Consider the following 14,672-nt stretch of genomic DNA (forward strand, 5'->3'; position numbering starts at 1 on the left):
GAGCAATGTCAGCGGGCGCGTCTGGGGCCGACCCGCCAGTTCAAAGAGAGAACAACGGCCATTGCGTACGACCTTCAAATAGCACATGCTACTCTTCTTCAGTAGCCATTTTCAGGGCGCTGCTGCTTCGGGGCGTTAGTGTCCTGGCCCCAACGAAAGGAGGACCGCGTGTCTTCCGAGCTTCACCTTCACAGTACCGCGCGTAATCTCGTCAATGTCAGCGGGTTTGGATACCGCGAGCGCGGTCGCCTTCAGCAAATTTGTAAAGGTGAAACTACGGCCGCATTCCGTATCAAGCGGTTCAGTTCGGCAGCACGAGGCCCCAGGCTTTCCTGCCTCCGTGGCGGAACGTTCCGTCCTTGCTGAGTGGACACAAAGGCACGGTCATGTCGCAGCATTGAAATTCTGCAACCCACAATCAACCGAAAACCCAGGAGGATCAGATGGCCAAAGGCCAGGTAAGAAGCAATCGCGAAGTTCGAAAGCCGAAAAAGGACAAGTCCGTGGCACCGGCCGCCGCCGCCGCGCAGGGCAATCAGGTCAAGTTCGCCACGAGCGCGCCCAGCGTAGGCAAGAAGCAGAAATAGCTCTAGTGGAGCAGAGGCGACTTGCATGCCGCCTCTGCCTCGGCTGACGACGCCGAGGTTTATCAGCTTATTCGGCTACCTGATCGGGCACGACTCGTTCGGGTGTGAGGCGACCCCCATTTGCAAGCTTTTCGAACGCGGCCCTGCAGGAGATAATTGCGGTCAACGCTATTGCATTGCGCGTCCACTTCGTAGGATAGGTTCCCGCACGCAGCGCCCGAAGGTTCAATGCTGCCAAGATATGGCACCCTCCCGCGACATTCACCTTGCCACCAGAAGCGCACCCATGACGACATTTTGACCGACGAGGCCGAGCGCGATCGCCGTTATGCGGCGTGCATGCCTCGTCGGGCCTGACACTCTCCACCATTGCGCTTGAGACTCCGGCGCAAGCCATAGGCCTGGCTGGTTATTTGCGAGGCGAGGAAATACGGACCAGTTTTGATGAACACACATGTCTACTCACCGGCATCACTTGTAGAAAATGATGCCCGAGCGTGGTTGAAGATCCTCGCCAAATACCGTCAGCCCCGAATTGGGCGCAGCGCCTTGGAGCTTCTTGTCACAGTCGTGCCGTTCGCCGGCTTCTGGGCCATCGCCTATTTTTCCCTCGCTTATGGGTTCTGGTACGGACTGATCGCAATCATTCCGGGCGCAGCCTTTCTCCTACGCCTTTTCATGATCCAGCACGATTGCGGCCACGGTTCGTTCTTCGCCCGCCGCGGCCCTGACGATTGGACAGGTCGTGTCATCGGCGTGCTTACGTTGACGCCTTACGATTACTGGCGCCGGGCACACGCCGCTCATCACGCCTCGGCTGGCAATTTGGACGAGCGGGGTACCGGCGACATCACCACGCTCACGATCTCGGAATACCGTGCACTTTCACCCATGAAACGCCTGGGCTATCGCCTGTACCGGCACCCGCTCGTGATGTTCGGCATCGGCCCTGCCTGGCTCTTTCTCCTTAAGCAGCGTGTGCCTTTCGGGATGATGAAGGGAGGTGCGCTGCCCTGGGTCTCCACCATGGCGACGAACGCTGCGATCCTGGTGTGCGCCGCCTTGGTGGCTTGGATGGTTGGGCTCCTGCCTTTCCTCGTGATCCATCTGCCGATCGTGCTCCTGGCCGGCGCCGCCGGCATCTGGCTCTTCTACGTGCAGCACCAGTTTGAGGAGACGCACTGGTCGGCCGGCGAGGATTGGCAGTTTCCCCAGGCAGCCCTCCACGGCGCATCCCACTATGACCTGCCGCTGGTGCTGAGATGGCTGACCGGCAATATCGGCATTCATCACGTGCATCACCTGTCGAGCAGGATCCCTTACTACAGATTGCCGGAAGTTCTGCGCGACCACCCCCAACTCGCGGATATCGGCCGCATCACTCTTTGGGAAAGCTTGCGCTGCGTCAGGCTCGTCTTGTGGGATGACGGACGCCAGAGACTCGTCTCATTCCGCGATGCCGCCAATGAGGCCATTCGCCCTTAACAGGTGGGTTCCGGCTTCGTCGGGGTGTTGGTCATACGCCAAGGACCCCGCGATGATCTTGGCATTCGCCGGAAGCAGCAGCTTGTCCACAGCCGCCGTTTCGTGAGAGAATCGAGAAATCGGAGTACCGAAGCGCTCAACGGGTAAGCTCGGCCAAGTGCAGTCGTGTTTCAGCCTGTTGACTAGTTGGCCGCGGAACATGGACCTTCTCTTCGCTCTTGGCGTGATCGCCATCAAGATCGCGTTGCTGATCGCAATGCTGCTTCTGCTGCCTTTGCCGCTGACCTGGCTGGAACGCAAGATTGCCGGCCATATGCAGCAACGGATGGGTCCCATGCGCGTGGGGTGGCACGGGCTGCTGCAGCCCGTGGCGGACGGTATCAAGCTTCTGACGAAAGAAGACCACATCCCTGCAGAAGCTGACCGCTTCCTGTTTAAGCTGGCGCCGATCCTGGCGCTCGCTCCGCCCTTTGTCGTATTCGTCGCGATCCCCTTCGGGGAGACAGTTTCAGTGCTCAATGCCGAGATAACGCTCTACGTTTCCAACCTGAACGTGGCACTGCTTTTCGTCTTTGCAGTGATTGGCCTGGAGGTCTATGGCGTCATCTTCGGCGGCTGGGCCGCCAACAGCAAATACGCGGTTCTAGGCAGTCTCAGGACCTGCGCGCAGATGATCAGCTACGAAATCCCTATGGGTTTCGCGGTCATCGGCGTCGTCATGCTGGCACAGTCGATGAGCCTCGTGGACATCGTGCGCGCCCAGAGCGATCTCTGGAATATCGTCTATCAGCCGATCGGGTTCTTCGTCTTCTTCGTCGCGGGCTTGGCCGAAGCGCAGCGCATTCCCTTCGACCTGGCCGAAGCGGAAGGGGATCTCGGCGCCGGGTTCCATACCGAGTACAGCGGTATCCGCTTCGCGCTCTTCATGGTCAGCGAATACGTCATCGTGCTCTTGGTATCGGTCCTCTCCGTCATCCTGTTTTTCGGCGGCTGGAACGGTGTTCTGCTTCCGCTGCCACCGCTTCTCTGGTTTGCGCTCAAGGTGGCATTCTTCATTTATGTTTTTATGTGGTTCCGCTTCACTTTGCCTCGCTATCGCTATGACCAACTGATGGCGATCGGATGGAAGGTCTTGCTTCCTTTGTCGATGGCGAACATAATTATCACTGGTATTGCTTTCACTTAGGGGCCATGGCGGCTCCTCCGCGTGCGTTCCTAGATCGGTGGTGATCTGAGGAAGGTACGTGCAGCGATCGAAGGGACTACAGCGGCCCTCCTGCGTCGGAATAGACGCACGCCGCTGTAGAACGGGCGCGAAGATGTCACGCGTAGTCGACAGAGCTGGAACATGGATCGGCTGGGCGCTTTTTGCCGATCTGGCAAGCGCCTTTACGCTGACATTTGGCTATATGTTCTCCAAGCCGGTGACCATGCAGTATCCGGACAAGGAGAAATGGCTCCCCTACTCGCGCTATCGCGGGCATCACTTCCTGAAACGGGACGAAGAGGGCGAAATCAAATGCGTCGCGTGCGAACTCTGCGCTCGCATCTGCCCCTGCGATTGCATCGAAGTCGTTCCTTATGAGGACGAGAAGGGCAACCGCCACCCAGCAAAATTCGAGATCGATACGGCCCGGTGCCTGTTCTGCGGCCTGTGCGAGGACGCCTGCCCTGCGGACGCCATCGCACTTGGCCAGCAGTATGAGTTCTCGAGTTTCTCGTCACGTGACCTGGTGATCGGACGTGACGATCTGCTTGGCAAACCTGGAAAGGCAATGACCGGCGGTGGCGTCGTCGCCGCACGCCTGAACACAGAACAGGACGTGCTGGTCGAGACGAGCGAGCCGCATGGCTATAACTGGTGGCGCAACATCCGGCGAACGTGAGGAGTAACGATGAAACCGGCGCGCGCAGATAGGAGGCTCAGATGCTTGTCGGTGAAATCGTGAAAGACAAGGGCTCCGGAGTGATCGCGGTCGCTCCCGACCAGACGATGGTGGAGATCCTGCGGCTCTTTCGTGACAACAATATCGGCTTCGTGGTCGTCAGCCACGCGCCCGGAAGGTATCTGGGCACGCTGTCGGAACGGGACTGCTGCAACGCACTTGCGGAATACGGGCCAGAGGCGGCGCTGATGCCGGTCGCCGATATTATGAACCGCAATGTGGCGATTTGCTCGGCTGTCGATGGGCTACCCCTGGTGATGTCGATCATGACCCAGAGACGGACACGTCACGTACTGGTCATGGAGGAGGAGGCCATTGTGGGCGTCGTCAGCATCGGCGATGTGGTCAAGCATCGGCTTGACGAAGCGCAGCGCACGGAGCGGCACCTGCACGAATACATTGCAGGGGCCGGTTACCACTGATGAGGTTTCGTGCCGGCCGAATGGCGAGAATGCAGGGTACGGCGCCTCGCACCCAACCTCACGCTCCACGCCAGATCCGGTTCGTGCCCTTGATTTCGTGGGCGGCTTGCACCTTTTGAACCTCGACCGGACACGGGTATTCACCCCTCTTCATCAAGCTGTTGAGGCGAAGAGACCGATAGTTTTCCGGAATAAAGACGAGACCTTTGGGAAACGGTTTCTCGACCTTGAGCTGCGCCGTTAGTTCGCCACGGGTTGAACGAGCGACAACCTGATCACCATCCGCAAGGCCGAGTTGCGCAGCATCCTCAGCGCTCATCGCGACATAGGGGTCGTTGGCGACCGTGTTCAGAATCTCCGAGCGCTCCGAAAGATAGCCATTGTGGAACAAACAGTTGCCAGTGACGAGCATGAGCCCGTCGCTCGCCCGCGAAACAGCCGGCGGTGCGTGAAAAGCGCCCAAGGGGGGCGTCGGGCTCGCCTTGGTGAAGGCACCGTCGGCGCCAAGCCCGGCCCAAGTCAACGCCTGATAGGTCGGAAGCAGCCGGGCGATCTCATCGAAAATCTCGACGTGTGTCGAATGCTGCAATGTTTGGCCGCGCAGTGCTGCGACAAAATCGAAGATAGCGAGATTGCCCCGCGCCTCGAAGACCGGTTCCCGGAACTTGCGGACCTGCTGGATGCGACCTTCGTTGTTGGTAAAGCTGCCGGGCTCTTCACCGTAGCCCGCCGCTGGCAAAACGACCTCGGCCAGTGCGGCCGTCTCCGTAAGGAAACTGTCCTGCACGATCAGCAGATCAGCGGCGCCAAGGGCCCGCGCTACGAACACCCTGTCCGGATAGGCGATCAGCGGGTCGGTTCCGACAAGATAGAGGGCGCCCATCTGCCCAGCGTCGCACAGATCCAGCATCGCGTCGAGATCAGAACCAGGCTCGTGAGGGATTTCGGTGCCCCAGTTCCGGGCAAAAGCGCTGTGCACCGTATCGTTGGCGACCGCCTGCAGGCCCGGGAAGGCGCCCGCCAAAGCCCCCATATCCCACGCGCCCATCTGGTTGGCGCGGTCGAAAAGGATCTGCAATGCTGGGGTCTTGCCGAGGAGGCGGAGCAGTTGCAAGAGGTTGTTGAGCTGGTGCAACACCACCCGCGCTTCGGACGATCTCAGGAGGTCGACACCGACGAGCACGGTGACGGTGCCGTCTTCGTTGAGCGCAGCGGCCAGACGATCCGGTCCGTCGCCGCCATTGGGAGCCGCCTTGCGGCCGATTGTTACTCCGATCTCGGCAAGAACGTCACTCGACAGTTTCTCGCCGGCTGCCACCGCAAGTGCAGCGACAACGGACGCAAGGCTCGTTGCCTCGCCACCGGGCGGTACGCGAACCACAGCCTCCGCATCGGCGTCGAGACGGGAGGGCCGCGTTGTGAGCATGAGCAGTTGGGTGCCGCGCCGCCGGGCGGCATCCCGCAGCAGATATTCCGTAACCGGGTTCTCCTCGGTCACGTTGCCCCCGATGACAAGCACGCGGTCGACGCCGATCACCTCCTGCAGCGGCGCACGCGAGTAGCTCGCCATCAAAGGGGCGAGCGCATCGAAGGGCGTAGACCAGCGCGACGAGCAGTCGATGTTGTTGGTCCGGAAGACCGTACGCATCAGCTTCTGGAACTGATAGAGCACCTCGTTGGGCAGGCGCGGCGAGACAACGCCGCCAGAAGCCTTGCTTTCGACCGCCGCCAGCCGCCGGCGTAGATAGTCTCCCGCTTCGTCCCAGGAAACCGGAACCAGCGCGCCATCGCGCCGGATCATAGGTCGTTTGATCCGGTCGTGTCCTTCGATGAAGTCAAGGCCGAACCGGCCTCGTGCGCATAGCGTTTCGCGGTTGACGCCGTGTTCCTCCTTGGATCGGACCCGCATGAACTCGCCCTTGCGCGCGCCGACCGTCAGCTGACATCCGGTGCCACAATGCGGGCAGATCGTGTCGACCTCGGCGAGGTCCCAGGGCCGCGCCTTGTAGCGATAGGGGAAACTCATCAGCGCGCCGACCGGACAGACTTCGATGCAGTTGCCGCATTGGTCGCAACTGGCGAGACTGCCCTCAAAGCCGGTGACGGCCGTGTCCATGCCCTTCTCGACGGTGCCGAGGGCGACCGCGCCGACGACCTCCTCGCACATCCGCACGCAGCGCTGGCACTGGATACAGCGGTTGACGTTCATGATGACGACGGGACTGAGGCGAATATCGCGAGAATGGAACACGCGCTTGGGATCATGAAAGCGGCTTCTCCCCGGACCATAGGCCATCACCATGTCCTGAAGCTCACATTCGCCACCCTTGTCGCAGATCGGACAGTCGAGCGGGTGGTTAGCGAGCAGCATGTCCAGCATGGAAGAACGCGTTTCATCAATCAGCGGCGTGTCCGTTCGCACGACCATGCCTTCAGTGACGGCTGTGGCGCAGGACGGCTGTAGCCGCCGCAGCCCCTCGATCTCGATGAGACACATGCGGCAGGAGGCAAGCGGCGGCAGCCGCTTCAGGTAGCAGAAGGTCGGAATTTCGATGCCCAATCGCTGGGCGGCCTGCAACACAGTCGAGCCAGCCTCGACTTCCAGTGTTTGCCCATTGATCGTAACGCTAACCATGGCCTACTCGCCCGCGCTAGACCGCTCCTCAGTGGAACGGACACTTCCGCTCCTCGATATGGGCGACGAACTCCTCGCGGAAATGCGCCAGCGAAGCCCGCAATCCCATCGCCGCGCCGTCACCCAAAGCACAAAACGTATTGCCGAAAATGCCTTTGCAGAGCATATCCAACTGCTCCATGTCGCCGGGGGCGCCCTCGCCCGCTTCGATCCGGCGCAGCACTTTCACCACCCAGTTCAACCCCTCGCGGCAGGGTGTGCACTTGCCACAGGACTCGTGGTGAAAGAACTCGATGATGCGGGTGGCGACCTTGACCATGCAGGTCGTGTCGTCGACGACGATCACCCCGGCCGAGCCCAGCATCGTGCCGGCGGCAGCAAGCGAGTCAAAGTCCATTGCGATGTCGAGACCCGGCTCAGGGATCACCGGCGCGGAAACACCACCTGGGATCACCGCCTTGACCTTGCGACCGGCCGGCGGCCCGCCGGCATGGTCCTCGACGAGTTCGCGAAGCGGAATTCCCATCGGCAGTTCGTAAAGCCCGGGTTTTCGCACCTGCCCGCTGAGGCAATAGAGCTTCGGTCCGGGGCTCTTCTCCGGTCCGATGCTACGGAACCAATCGGCGCCCCGAGCCACGATATGCGGCACGCAGACCAGCGTCTCGACATTGTTGATGACGGTCGGGCTGGCATAGAGCCCGGCAACCGCCGGGAATGGCGGCTTCAGGCGCGGCTGTGCCCTCTTGCCCTCGAGCGAGTCGAGCATCGCGGTCTCCTCGCCGCAGATATAAGCGCCGGCGCCGCAATGGACATGCACGACGAAATTGAAATCCGAGCCCAGTATCCTCGCTCCCAGATAGCCCTTGGCCTTGGCCTCCGCGATCGCCTGTTCCAGCCGTCGGATCGCCAGCACATACTCTCCGCGAATATAGACATAGGCGACCTCGGCCCCGATCGCGTAGGCGCTGATCGCCATGCCTTCGATCAGTTGGTGCGGGTCCCGCTCCATAACGATACGGTCCTTGAAGGTGCCAGGCTCCCCTTCGTCGGCATTGCAGCAGAGATATTTCGCTTTGTCGGCCCGCTTCGGCACGAAGCTCCACTTCATGCCGGTCGGAAACCCGGCTCCGCCGCGGCCGCGCAGGTTCGATCGCTTGACGAGATCGATGATCTCGTCAGGCGTGTATTCCTTGAGGGCTTTGGCAAGTGCGCGATAACCGCCGCAGGCCTCATAGGTGGAGAGGAGATGTCCATCCGGCACGTGCACGTTCTTCAGAAGAACCGGTTCGAACATGGCGCTAATTCCCCGGTGGTTCGGCGGCAGCAAGATCGGCGCCGGTCGTCTCGGGCACCGTCGCGCGGAGCCGGGCGAGGAGCGCATCGATCCGCTCTATGTCGAGATTGCCGTGATAGTCGTCGCCGACCTGCATCACCGGGGCCATCTCGCAGGCACCGAGGCATTCGACGGTCGAGAGCGTGAACAGCCCGTCCTCGGTCGTGCCGCCTTTCTTGACCCTAAGGACCTTCTCCAGATGCGTCAGCAGCTCCTCGGATCGCCGCAGCATGCAGGAGACGTTGTCGCAAAGCTGTAGATGGAACGTCCCCACCGGCTCGGTATGGAAAAGCGTATAGAAGGTCGCCAGCTCGTAGACCCAGATCCGCTCGACGCCAAGGATTTCGGCGACCTCTTCCAGCACCGGCCCCGGCAGGTGGCCATGTTCCCTTTGCGCGATCAGAAGCGCGGGCATGATCGCCGAGCGCTGGTCGGGGTACCGCGCCGCCGCCTGTTCGATCTTTTCGCGCATCGTCATCACGTTCAAGTCCCTGCTACTTGTCCACCTCCGCCATCACAGGATCGAGGCTGCCAAGCACGGCGATCATGTCCGCCAGATAGCGGGCGTTCGTCACTCCGAAGACCGCCTGGAGGTTGACGAACGAGGGTGCCCTGACCTTCATGCGAAACGGTTTCGGCGACCCGTCGCTGATGATGTAGAAGCCCAACTCACCCTTGGGTGCCTCGATTGCCGAATAGACCTCGCCCTTCGGCACGTTGAAGCCATAGGCCGACAGGTCGAAATGCTGGATCAACGCCTCCATCGAGCAATGCACGCGCTCCTTGTCGACGGGGAAGGCGATCGTCGGCATGTCGACCTGGAACGCTCCCTCGGGCATCTGGTCGATGCATTGTTCGATGATCCGCATGCTTTCGCGCATCTCGTCGACCCGGCACCGCCAACGCGCATAACAATCGCCCTCGGTGCGGGTGATGACATTGAAATCGAGCCGGTCGTAGATCTCGTAAGGCTCGTCACGGCGGATGTCCCAGTCGACGCCGGAAGCCCGCAGGTTCGGACCGCTGAGGCCCAGATCAATGGCGTCCTCTGCAGAGATGACGCCAATGCCCTGGGTGCGTTTCAGGAACACCCGGTTGTCTTCGAGCAAGCGCTCATAGTCGCGGATCCGGTTCGGGAAGATGTCGCAGAACTCCCGGATCTTCGGGAAGAATCCGTCAGGAAGGTCCTCGCGCACGCCACCAACCCGGCAGAAGGAGGTGTGCATGCGCGCACCGGTGATCATTTCCATGAGATCCATAATCATTTCGCGTTCGCGCATGACGTAAAGTAGCGCGGTCATGGCGCCGAGATCCATTGGCAGCGCGCCGGTAATCAGCAGATGACCGGAGATGCGCGCGAGTTCCGCCATCATCACGCGGATATATTGCGCCCGCACCGGGGCCTCGATGCCAAGGAGTTTCTCCACCGCGAGCGCGAAGGCCAGGTTGTTCGAAGGTGGGCAGAGATAGTCGAGCCGGTCGGTCAGCGGGAAGATCTGCGTATAGGTGAAACTTTCCGCCAGTTTTTCGGTGCCGCGATGCAGGTAGCCGATATGTGGGTCCACCCGCTTGACATATTCGCCGTCCAGTTCGAGGACGAGCCGAAGAACCCCATGGGTGCTGGGGTGCTGGGGCCCGAGATTGAGAAGCACTTCCTTGCTGTTGAGCGCTTCACCTTCTGGCCGCGTGAGCTCGGTGACTTCGGTCATCTAAAACTCTCCGGCGTCGATCGGTCTCCATAGTTCATGATGATTTTGGATCGGTCCCAGCGGAAAACCGCCCGCACCAGTCCTTCTCCCTCCCTATGGAATCTCCCGCGTGGCGAGGTCGGGCTGTGTCGGCGGCGGACCTTCGGCACCAAACGGGTTCAGCTTGTCCTTGTAACCCCTGAGCGGGAAATCCTTGCGCTGAGGAAAGCCCTCGAAGCCCTCCCACATGTAGATCCGGCGCAAATCGGGATGCCCCTGGAACCGGATGCCATACATGTCCCAGGCTTCGCGCTCGTGCCAGTTGGCGGTGCGCCAGACCGCGGTGACCGAGGGGACCTCAGGTGGGTCGCCAAGCCGACACTTGATGCGGACCCGCCAGCGGTTGGGCAGCGAATAGAGATGATACACCGCCTCGAAGCGGGGCGTTTCGGGATAGTGGTCGACCCCGCAGATGTCTGACAGGAAATTGAACCTGAGCTCCGGATCGTCTTTCAGGAACCGGCAGAACTCAACGATCTTTTCGGGTGGAACAACAAAGACATCGATGCCATGTGCAGTGCCGAGATCCTCGATCGTTTCCCCGAAGCGCTCCAGGATCGGAGCGCGATTGAGAGACGGCTCGACGCTCATGATGCCGCAGCCCGATCGAGTGGCGTTCCGGCCAGCGCGCGGGACCTCTTGATCTTTTCTTGCAGCAGCAGGAAGCCATGCATCAGCGCCTCGGGGCGCGGTGGGCATCCGGGGACGTGCACGTCAACCGGAACGAAGGTTTCAGACCCCTGCACCACGGCATAGGTGTTGTAGACGCCGCCTGAAATGGCGCACGTGCCCATGGCAATCACCCATCGCGGTTCCGGCATCTGGTCGTAAAGCCGGCGCACGACGGGCGCGAACTTCCGGGTCACCGTGCCGGCGATGATCATCACATCGGACTGCCGCGGCGAAGGGCGGAACACCACACCGAACCGGTCGAGGTCGTAGCGCGCGCAACCCGCCGAGATCATTTCGATGGCACAGCAGGCGATACCGAAGGTCTCGGGCCACAAGGCCGACTTTCGGCTCCAATTGATGACGCTCTCGGCCGTGGTGAACAGCACGCTGTCCTGGATCGTGTTTCCTACTCCTCCCATTCCAGCGCTCCCTTCAGCCAGGCGTAGGCGAAGCCCACGAGAAGCAGGACGATGAAGACGAACATCTCAAGATAGCCGACGATACCGATCTCTTTGAGGACGACCGCCCAGGGAAAGAGGAACATCGCCTCGACATCGAAGACGACCAGGAGGATCGCGAGGATGAAGAACTGCACCCTGAAGCGCCCCCCGGCCGCCTCGCCTGCCGGGTCCATGCCGCATTCATAGGGCATGTTCTTTTCGGGATAGGGATTGGACGGCCGCAAGAGCGAGGAAACAAAAAGCGTCGCCCCCACCACCAGAACAATTCCGGCGATCATGAAAAGAACCGGGAGGAATTCCGCTGCAGACATATTGCGCAGCCCGGTCACCCATCGGGGACGTTGCTCAAGCCGCGATCGGCTCCTTCGGGCCGTTAACGCGGTCGCCCCGGGAAGCGACTAAGGGCATTCCTTTCCTAAACCGGTAGTTTATTCCGTCGCATAGGCCAATGCAAATGCGATCGCTCAGCCGCCGAAAGCCGACTGCTGAGCGAGCTTCAGAAACCACGCTGGAAACAGTCCGATGCCGACCGTGCCCGCGGCGGTGACGGCGAGAGCAGCGCCGACCAGAGGCGTCAGCGCCGGCTCGAACACCCGCTCCGGTTCGCGCATGAACATCACCATGACGATGCGGATGTAGAAATAGGCGGCGACAGCGCTCAGGAGCACTGCGATCACGGCCAGAAGGACAAAACCACGCTCGATGAGCGCGACCAGCACGTAGAACTTAGCGAAGAAGCCTGCCGTCGGCGGAATGCCCGCGAGCGAGAACAGATAGAGCAACATTAGTAGAGCCAGCCCCGGATGCAGCTTGGCGAAACCGGCATAGTCCTCGATAACCTCGCCCGAGAAATTGCCGTTTCGCATCATGATGACCGCGCCGAAGATGCCGAGATTCATGAAGGTGTAGATCAAGAGGTAGAGCATCACGCTGGCGACCCCGTCGGCGCCGCCAGCCACAATGCCGAAAATGGCAAAGCCGGCATGGGCGATGCTGGAATAGGCGAGCAGACGCTTGAAATTATCCTGCACCAGCGCCACGAAACTGCCGAGCGCCATCGTTACCACCGCGATTATAGCCAATATGATCCAGACGTTGGAGCCTGCGACCAATGGATTGAGGAACACCCTGAGGATCACCGCGAAGCCCGCCGCCTTGGGCCCGACGGACATGAAGGCGGTTATCGTGGTCGGTGCACCCTCGTAGACATCCGGCACCCACATGTGGAACGGCACCGCGCCAATCTTGAAGACCAGTCCGGCGACAATGAAGACCACCGCCAAGAGCAAGCCCGGATCGAGCGGATCACCGGTGACGGCCGCCGCCATCCGGTCCAGTTGCGTCGTGCCGGTGAGGCCGTAAACCAGCGAGACGCCATAAAGGAATATCCCGGTCGAGACTGCGCCGAGGATCACATATTTCAGCGCCGCCTCGTTTGACCGTTGCTCACGCCGCAGGAAGCCGGTCAGCACGTAGGTGCAGAGCACCATCAGTTCGAGACCGACATAGATCGACAGGAGATCGGTCGCCGAGGCCATGATCATCATGCCGGAGAGCGCAAGGAGCAGCAGGACGTAGTATTCGCTGCCGCCGATCCCTTCGATGTCGGCATAGTTTCGCGAGAGCAGGAACGTCAGCAGGATCGACAGGTAGAACAGGGACTTGAAGAAGACAGAGAACGGGTCGGCGACGAACATGCCCGCATAGGCCGGCTGCGCTCCACCCGACAGCGTGAATGTTGCCAGCGCGGCAAGCAGCACGATTACGACCGAGGACCAGACAAGGACAGCGTCCCGTTCCTTCGGCACGAACTGTCCCGCGATCAGCAGGATGCAGGCCCCCGTAACCACGATGATTTCGGGCAGGCTTGCAACGATCGACGGAAGGAGCGCTGCGGCGGTCATGGGCCGCTCCCTTTGTCGTAGACCTGCTGCAAGAGATGCGTGACCGAGCTATCGATGATGGCGAGAAAGGGCTTTGGGTAAAGCCCGACCCAAAACACGAAGACGGCAAGCGGCAGGATCGCCGCCATTTCGCGGCCGTTGACATCACGGACCTTGAACCGCGCGCCGACGCTCGCCGGACCAAGCGCAACCTTCCGGTACATGCCGAGCAGATAGGCCGCACCCAGCAATGCGCCCAAAACCGCGACCGCGCCGAGGGCAAGGTTGGCCGCAAACCCGCCCGACAGCACCAGCAACTCGCCCACGAATGCGTTCGTTCCCGGCAGCGCCATCGAGGACAGCACGAACAGCGCCAGAAACCCGGTGTAGACAGGCGCGACCTTCATCAAGCCGCCATAGTCGGCGATGCTGCGGGTGTGGGTGCGCTCGTAGATCAGGCCGACGAACAGAAACAGGGCGCCGGTGGTCACGCCATGATTGAACATCTGCAGGATGCTGCCTTGGAGCCCGAGCGGGTTGAGGGCAAAAATCCCAAGCGTCACGAAACCCATATGGCTGATGCTGGAATAGGCCACCAGCTTCTTCAGGTCGTCCTGCGCCAGCGCCAGCAGGCCGCCATAGACGATCGCAAGTGCTGAAAGCGCCATCATCAGGGTCGAATAATGGACCGAGGCCTCCGGCAGCATCGGCAGCGAGAACCTCAAGAATCCGTAGGCCCCCATCTTCAGGAGCACGCCGGCAAGGATGATGCTGCCCGCCGTTGGAGCCTGCACATGGGCATCCGGCAGCCAGGTATGGAGCGGGACCATCGGTACCTTGACCGCGAATGCCACGAGGAAGGCGAAGAACAGCCAGGACTGAACCTCGAACGGCAGGTCGAGTTCCATCAAAGCAAGGATGTCGAAGGTCCTGCCGCCCTCGAAATAAAGCACGATGATGCCGATCAGGAACAGGAGGCTGCCCGCCAGGGTGTAGAGGAAGAACTTGAACGCCGCATAGACGCGGCCGTCGCCGCCCCAGATACCGATGATCAGATACATCGGGATCAGCATCGCTTCCCAGCAGACGTAGAACAGAAACAGGTCAAGCGCCGAGAACACACCCAACATCAGGGCCTGCATGACGAGCAGGCTGATCATGAACTGCTTCACCTTGCGGTCGATGGCGATCCATGATGCGAGCACCGAGATCCAGCCCAAAAGCGCCGTTAGGAACACGAAGAGCGCGCTGATTCCGTCGACACCGAGCGCAAAGGTAATGCCGAGCGCCGGAACCCACGGGCGCTTTTCGACGAACTGCATCTCGGAGGTCCCGGGATCGAAGCCGGCGAGCATCGCGATGGCGAGCGCCAAGTCGAGCATGGTGAAGCCGAGCGCCACCCACCGCACGAGATCGTCGCTGCGCAGGAACATCATGACCGCTGCCCCGGCGGCAGGTACGAAGACGATGAGGCTGAGCAGCGGGAACGCCATCACCCCT

Annotated in this window: 14 protein-coding genes; 5 read left to right on the plus strand and 9 right to left on the minus strand. The window is 61.0% G+C overall.

Annotated features, from left to right (window positions below):
• The first annotated feature begins 443 nt into the window (after positions 1-443).
• The 5 genes from ACTJKE_RS27065 (at position 444) to ACTJKE_RS27085 (ending at position 4,440) form a co-directional block, all read left to right on the plus strand.
• A complete protein-coding gene (locus tag ACTJKE_RS27065) occupies positions 444-587 on the plus strand; it encodes a hypothetical protein (protein WP_197417305.1) in 144 nt (47 codons plus the stop codon).
• A 444-nt stretch (positions 588-1,031) separates the two neighbouring features.
• Entirely contained in the window at positions 1,032-2,072 is a 1,041-nt protein-coding gene (locus tag ACTJKE_RS27070; RefSeq protein WP_058327823.1) for a fatty acid desaturase, read from the plus strand.
• A 199-nt stretch (positions 2,073-2,271) separates the two neighbouring features.
• The gene (nuoH, locus tag ACTJKE_RS27075) at positions 2,272-3,258 is read left to right on the plus strand and encodes an NADH-quinone oxidoreductase subunit NuoH (RefSeq protein ID WP_058327824.1); all 987 of its coding nucleotides are present in this window, start codon (positions 2,272-2,274) and stop codon (positions 3,256-3,258) included.
• A 133-nt stretch (positions 3,259-3,391) separates the two neighbouring features.
• Complete coding sequence (locus tag ACTJKE_RS27080) at positions 3,392-3,958, plus strand: NADH-quinone oxidoreductase subunit I (protein WP_113513605.1); 567 nt, start codon at positions 3,392-3,394, stop codon at positions 3,956-3,958.
• Positions 3,959-3,999: 41 nt separating this feature from the next.
• The gene (locus tag ACTJKE_RS27085; RefSeq protein WP_058327826.1) at positions 4,000-4,440 is read left to right on the plus strand and encodes a CBS domain-containing protein; all 441 of its coding nucleotides are present in this window, start codon (positions 4,000-4,002) and stop codon (positions 4,438-4,440) included.
• Positions 4,441-4,498: 58 nt separating this feature from the next.
• On the opposite strand, the gene nuoG is transcribed toward ACTJKE_RS27085, so the two are convergent.
• The 9 genes from nuoG to ACTJKE_RS27130 form a co-directional block, all read right to left on the minus strand.
• Positions 4,499-7,075, minus strand: coding sequence for an NADH-quinone oxidoreductase subunit NuoG (gene nuoG, locus ACTJKE_RS27090; RefSeq protein ID WP_440693012.1), 2,577 nt, complete (start codon positions 7,073-7,075; stop codon positions 4,499-4,501).
• A 28-nt stretch (positions 7,076-7,103) separates the two neighbouring features.
• Positions 7,104-8,369: an NADH-quinone oxidoreductase subunit NuoF gene (gene nuoF / locus ACTJKE_RS27095; protein WP_058327828.1), complete on the minus strand. Its 1,266-nt coding sequence runs from the start codon at positions 8,367-8,369 to the stop codon at positions 7,104-7,106.
• Positions 8,370-8,373: 4 nt separating this feature from the next.
• Complete coding sequence (gene nuoE / locus ACTJKE_RS27100; RefSeq protein ID WP_113513599.1) at positions 8,374-8,886, minus strand: NADH-quinone oxidoreductase subunit NuoE; 513 nt, start codon at positions 8,884-8,886, stop codon at positions 8,374-8,376.
• A 16-nt stretch (positions 8,887-8,902) separates the two neighbouring features.
• Positions 8,903-10,117: an NADH dehydrogenase (quinone) subunit D gene (nuoD, locus tag ACTJKE_RS27105; RefSeq protein ID WP_058327830.1), complete on the minus strand. Its 1,215-nt coding sequence runs from the start codon at positions 10,115-10,117 to the stop codon at positions 8,903-8,905.
• A 93-nt stretch (positions 10,118-10,210) separates the two neighbouring features.
• The gene (locus ACTJKE_RS27110) at positions 10,211-10,747 is read right to left on the minus strand and encodes an NADH-quinone oxidoreductase subunit C (protein WP_065376027.1); all 537 of its coding nucleotides are present in this window, start codon (positions 10,745-10,747) and stop codon (positions 10,211-10,213) included.
• On the minus strand, positions 10,744-11,247 hold the full coding sequence (locus ACTJKE_RS27115; protein WP_058327832.1) for a NuoB/complex I 20 kDa subunit family protein: 504 nt from the start codon (positions 11,245-11,247) through the stop codon (positions 10,744-10,746). The genes ACTJKE_RS27110 and ACTJKE_RS27115 overlap by 4 nt, the downstream gene beginning before the upstream one ends.
• The gene (locus tag ACTJKE_RS27120) at positions 11,235-11,600 is read right to left on the minus strand and encodes an NADH-quinone oxidoreductase subunit A (RefSeq protein WP_058322069.1); all 366 of its coding nucleotides are present in this window, start codon (positions 11,598-11,600) and stop codon (positions 11,235-11,237) included. Before ACTJKE_RS27120 ends, ACTJKE_RS27115 begins: the two co-directional genes overlap by 13 nt.
• A gap of 153 nt (positions 11,601-11,753) precedes the next feature.
• Positions 11,754-13,193, minus strand: a complete 1,440-nt coding sequence (locus ACTJKE_RS27125; protein ID WP_440638566.1) for an NADH-quinone oxidoreductase subunit N — start codon at positions 13,191-13,193, stop codon at positions 11,754-11,756.
• Entirely contained in the window at positions 13,190-14,665 is a 1,476-nt protein-coding gene (locus ACTJKE_RS27130) for an NADH-quinone oxidoreductase subunit M (protein WP_058327834.1), read from the minus strand. Before ACTJKE_RS27130 ends, ACTJKE_RS27125 begins: the two co-directional genes overlap by 4 nt.
• Positions 14,666-14,672: the final 7 nt, after the last annotated feature.

Origin of the sequence: Ensifer sp. 22521, from assembly GCF_052044795.1 — a bacterium.
Lineage (GTDB): Bacteria > Pseudomonadota > Alphaproteobacteria > Rhizobiales > Rhizobiaceae > Ensifer.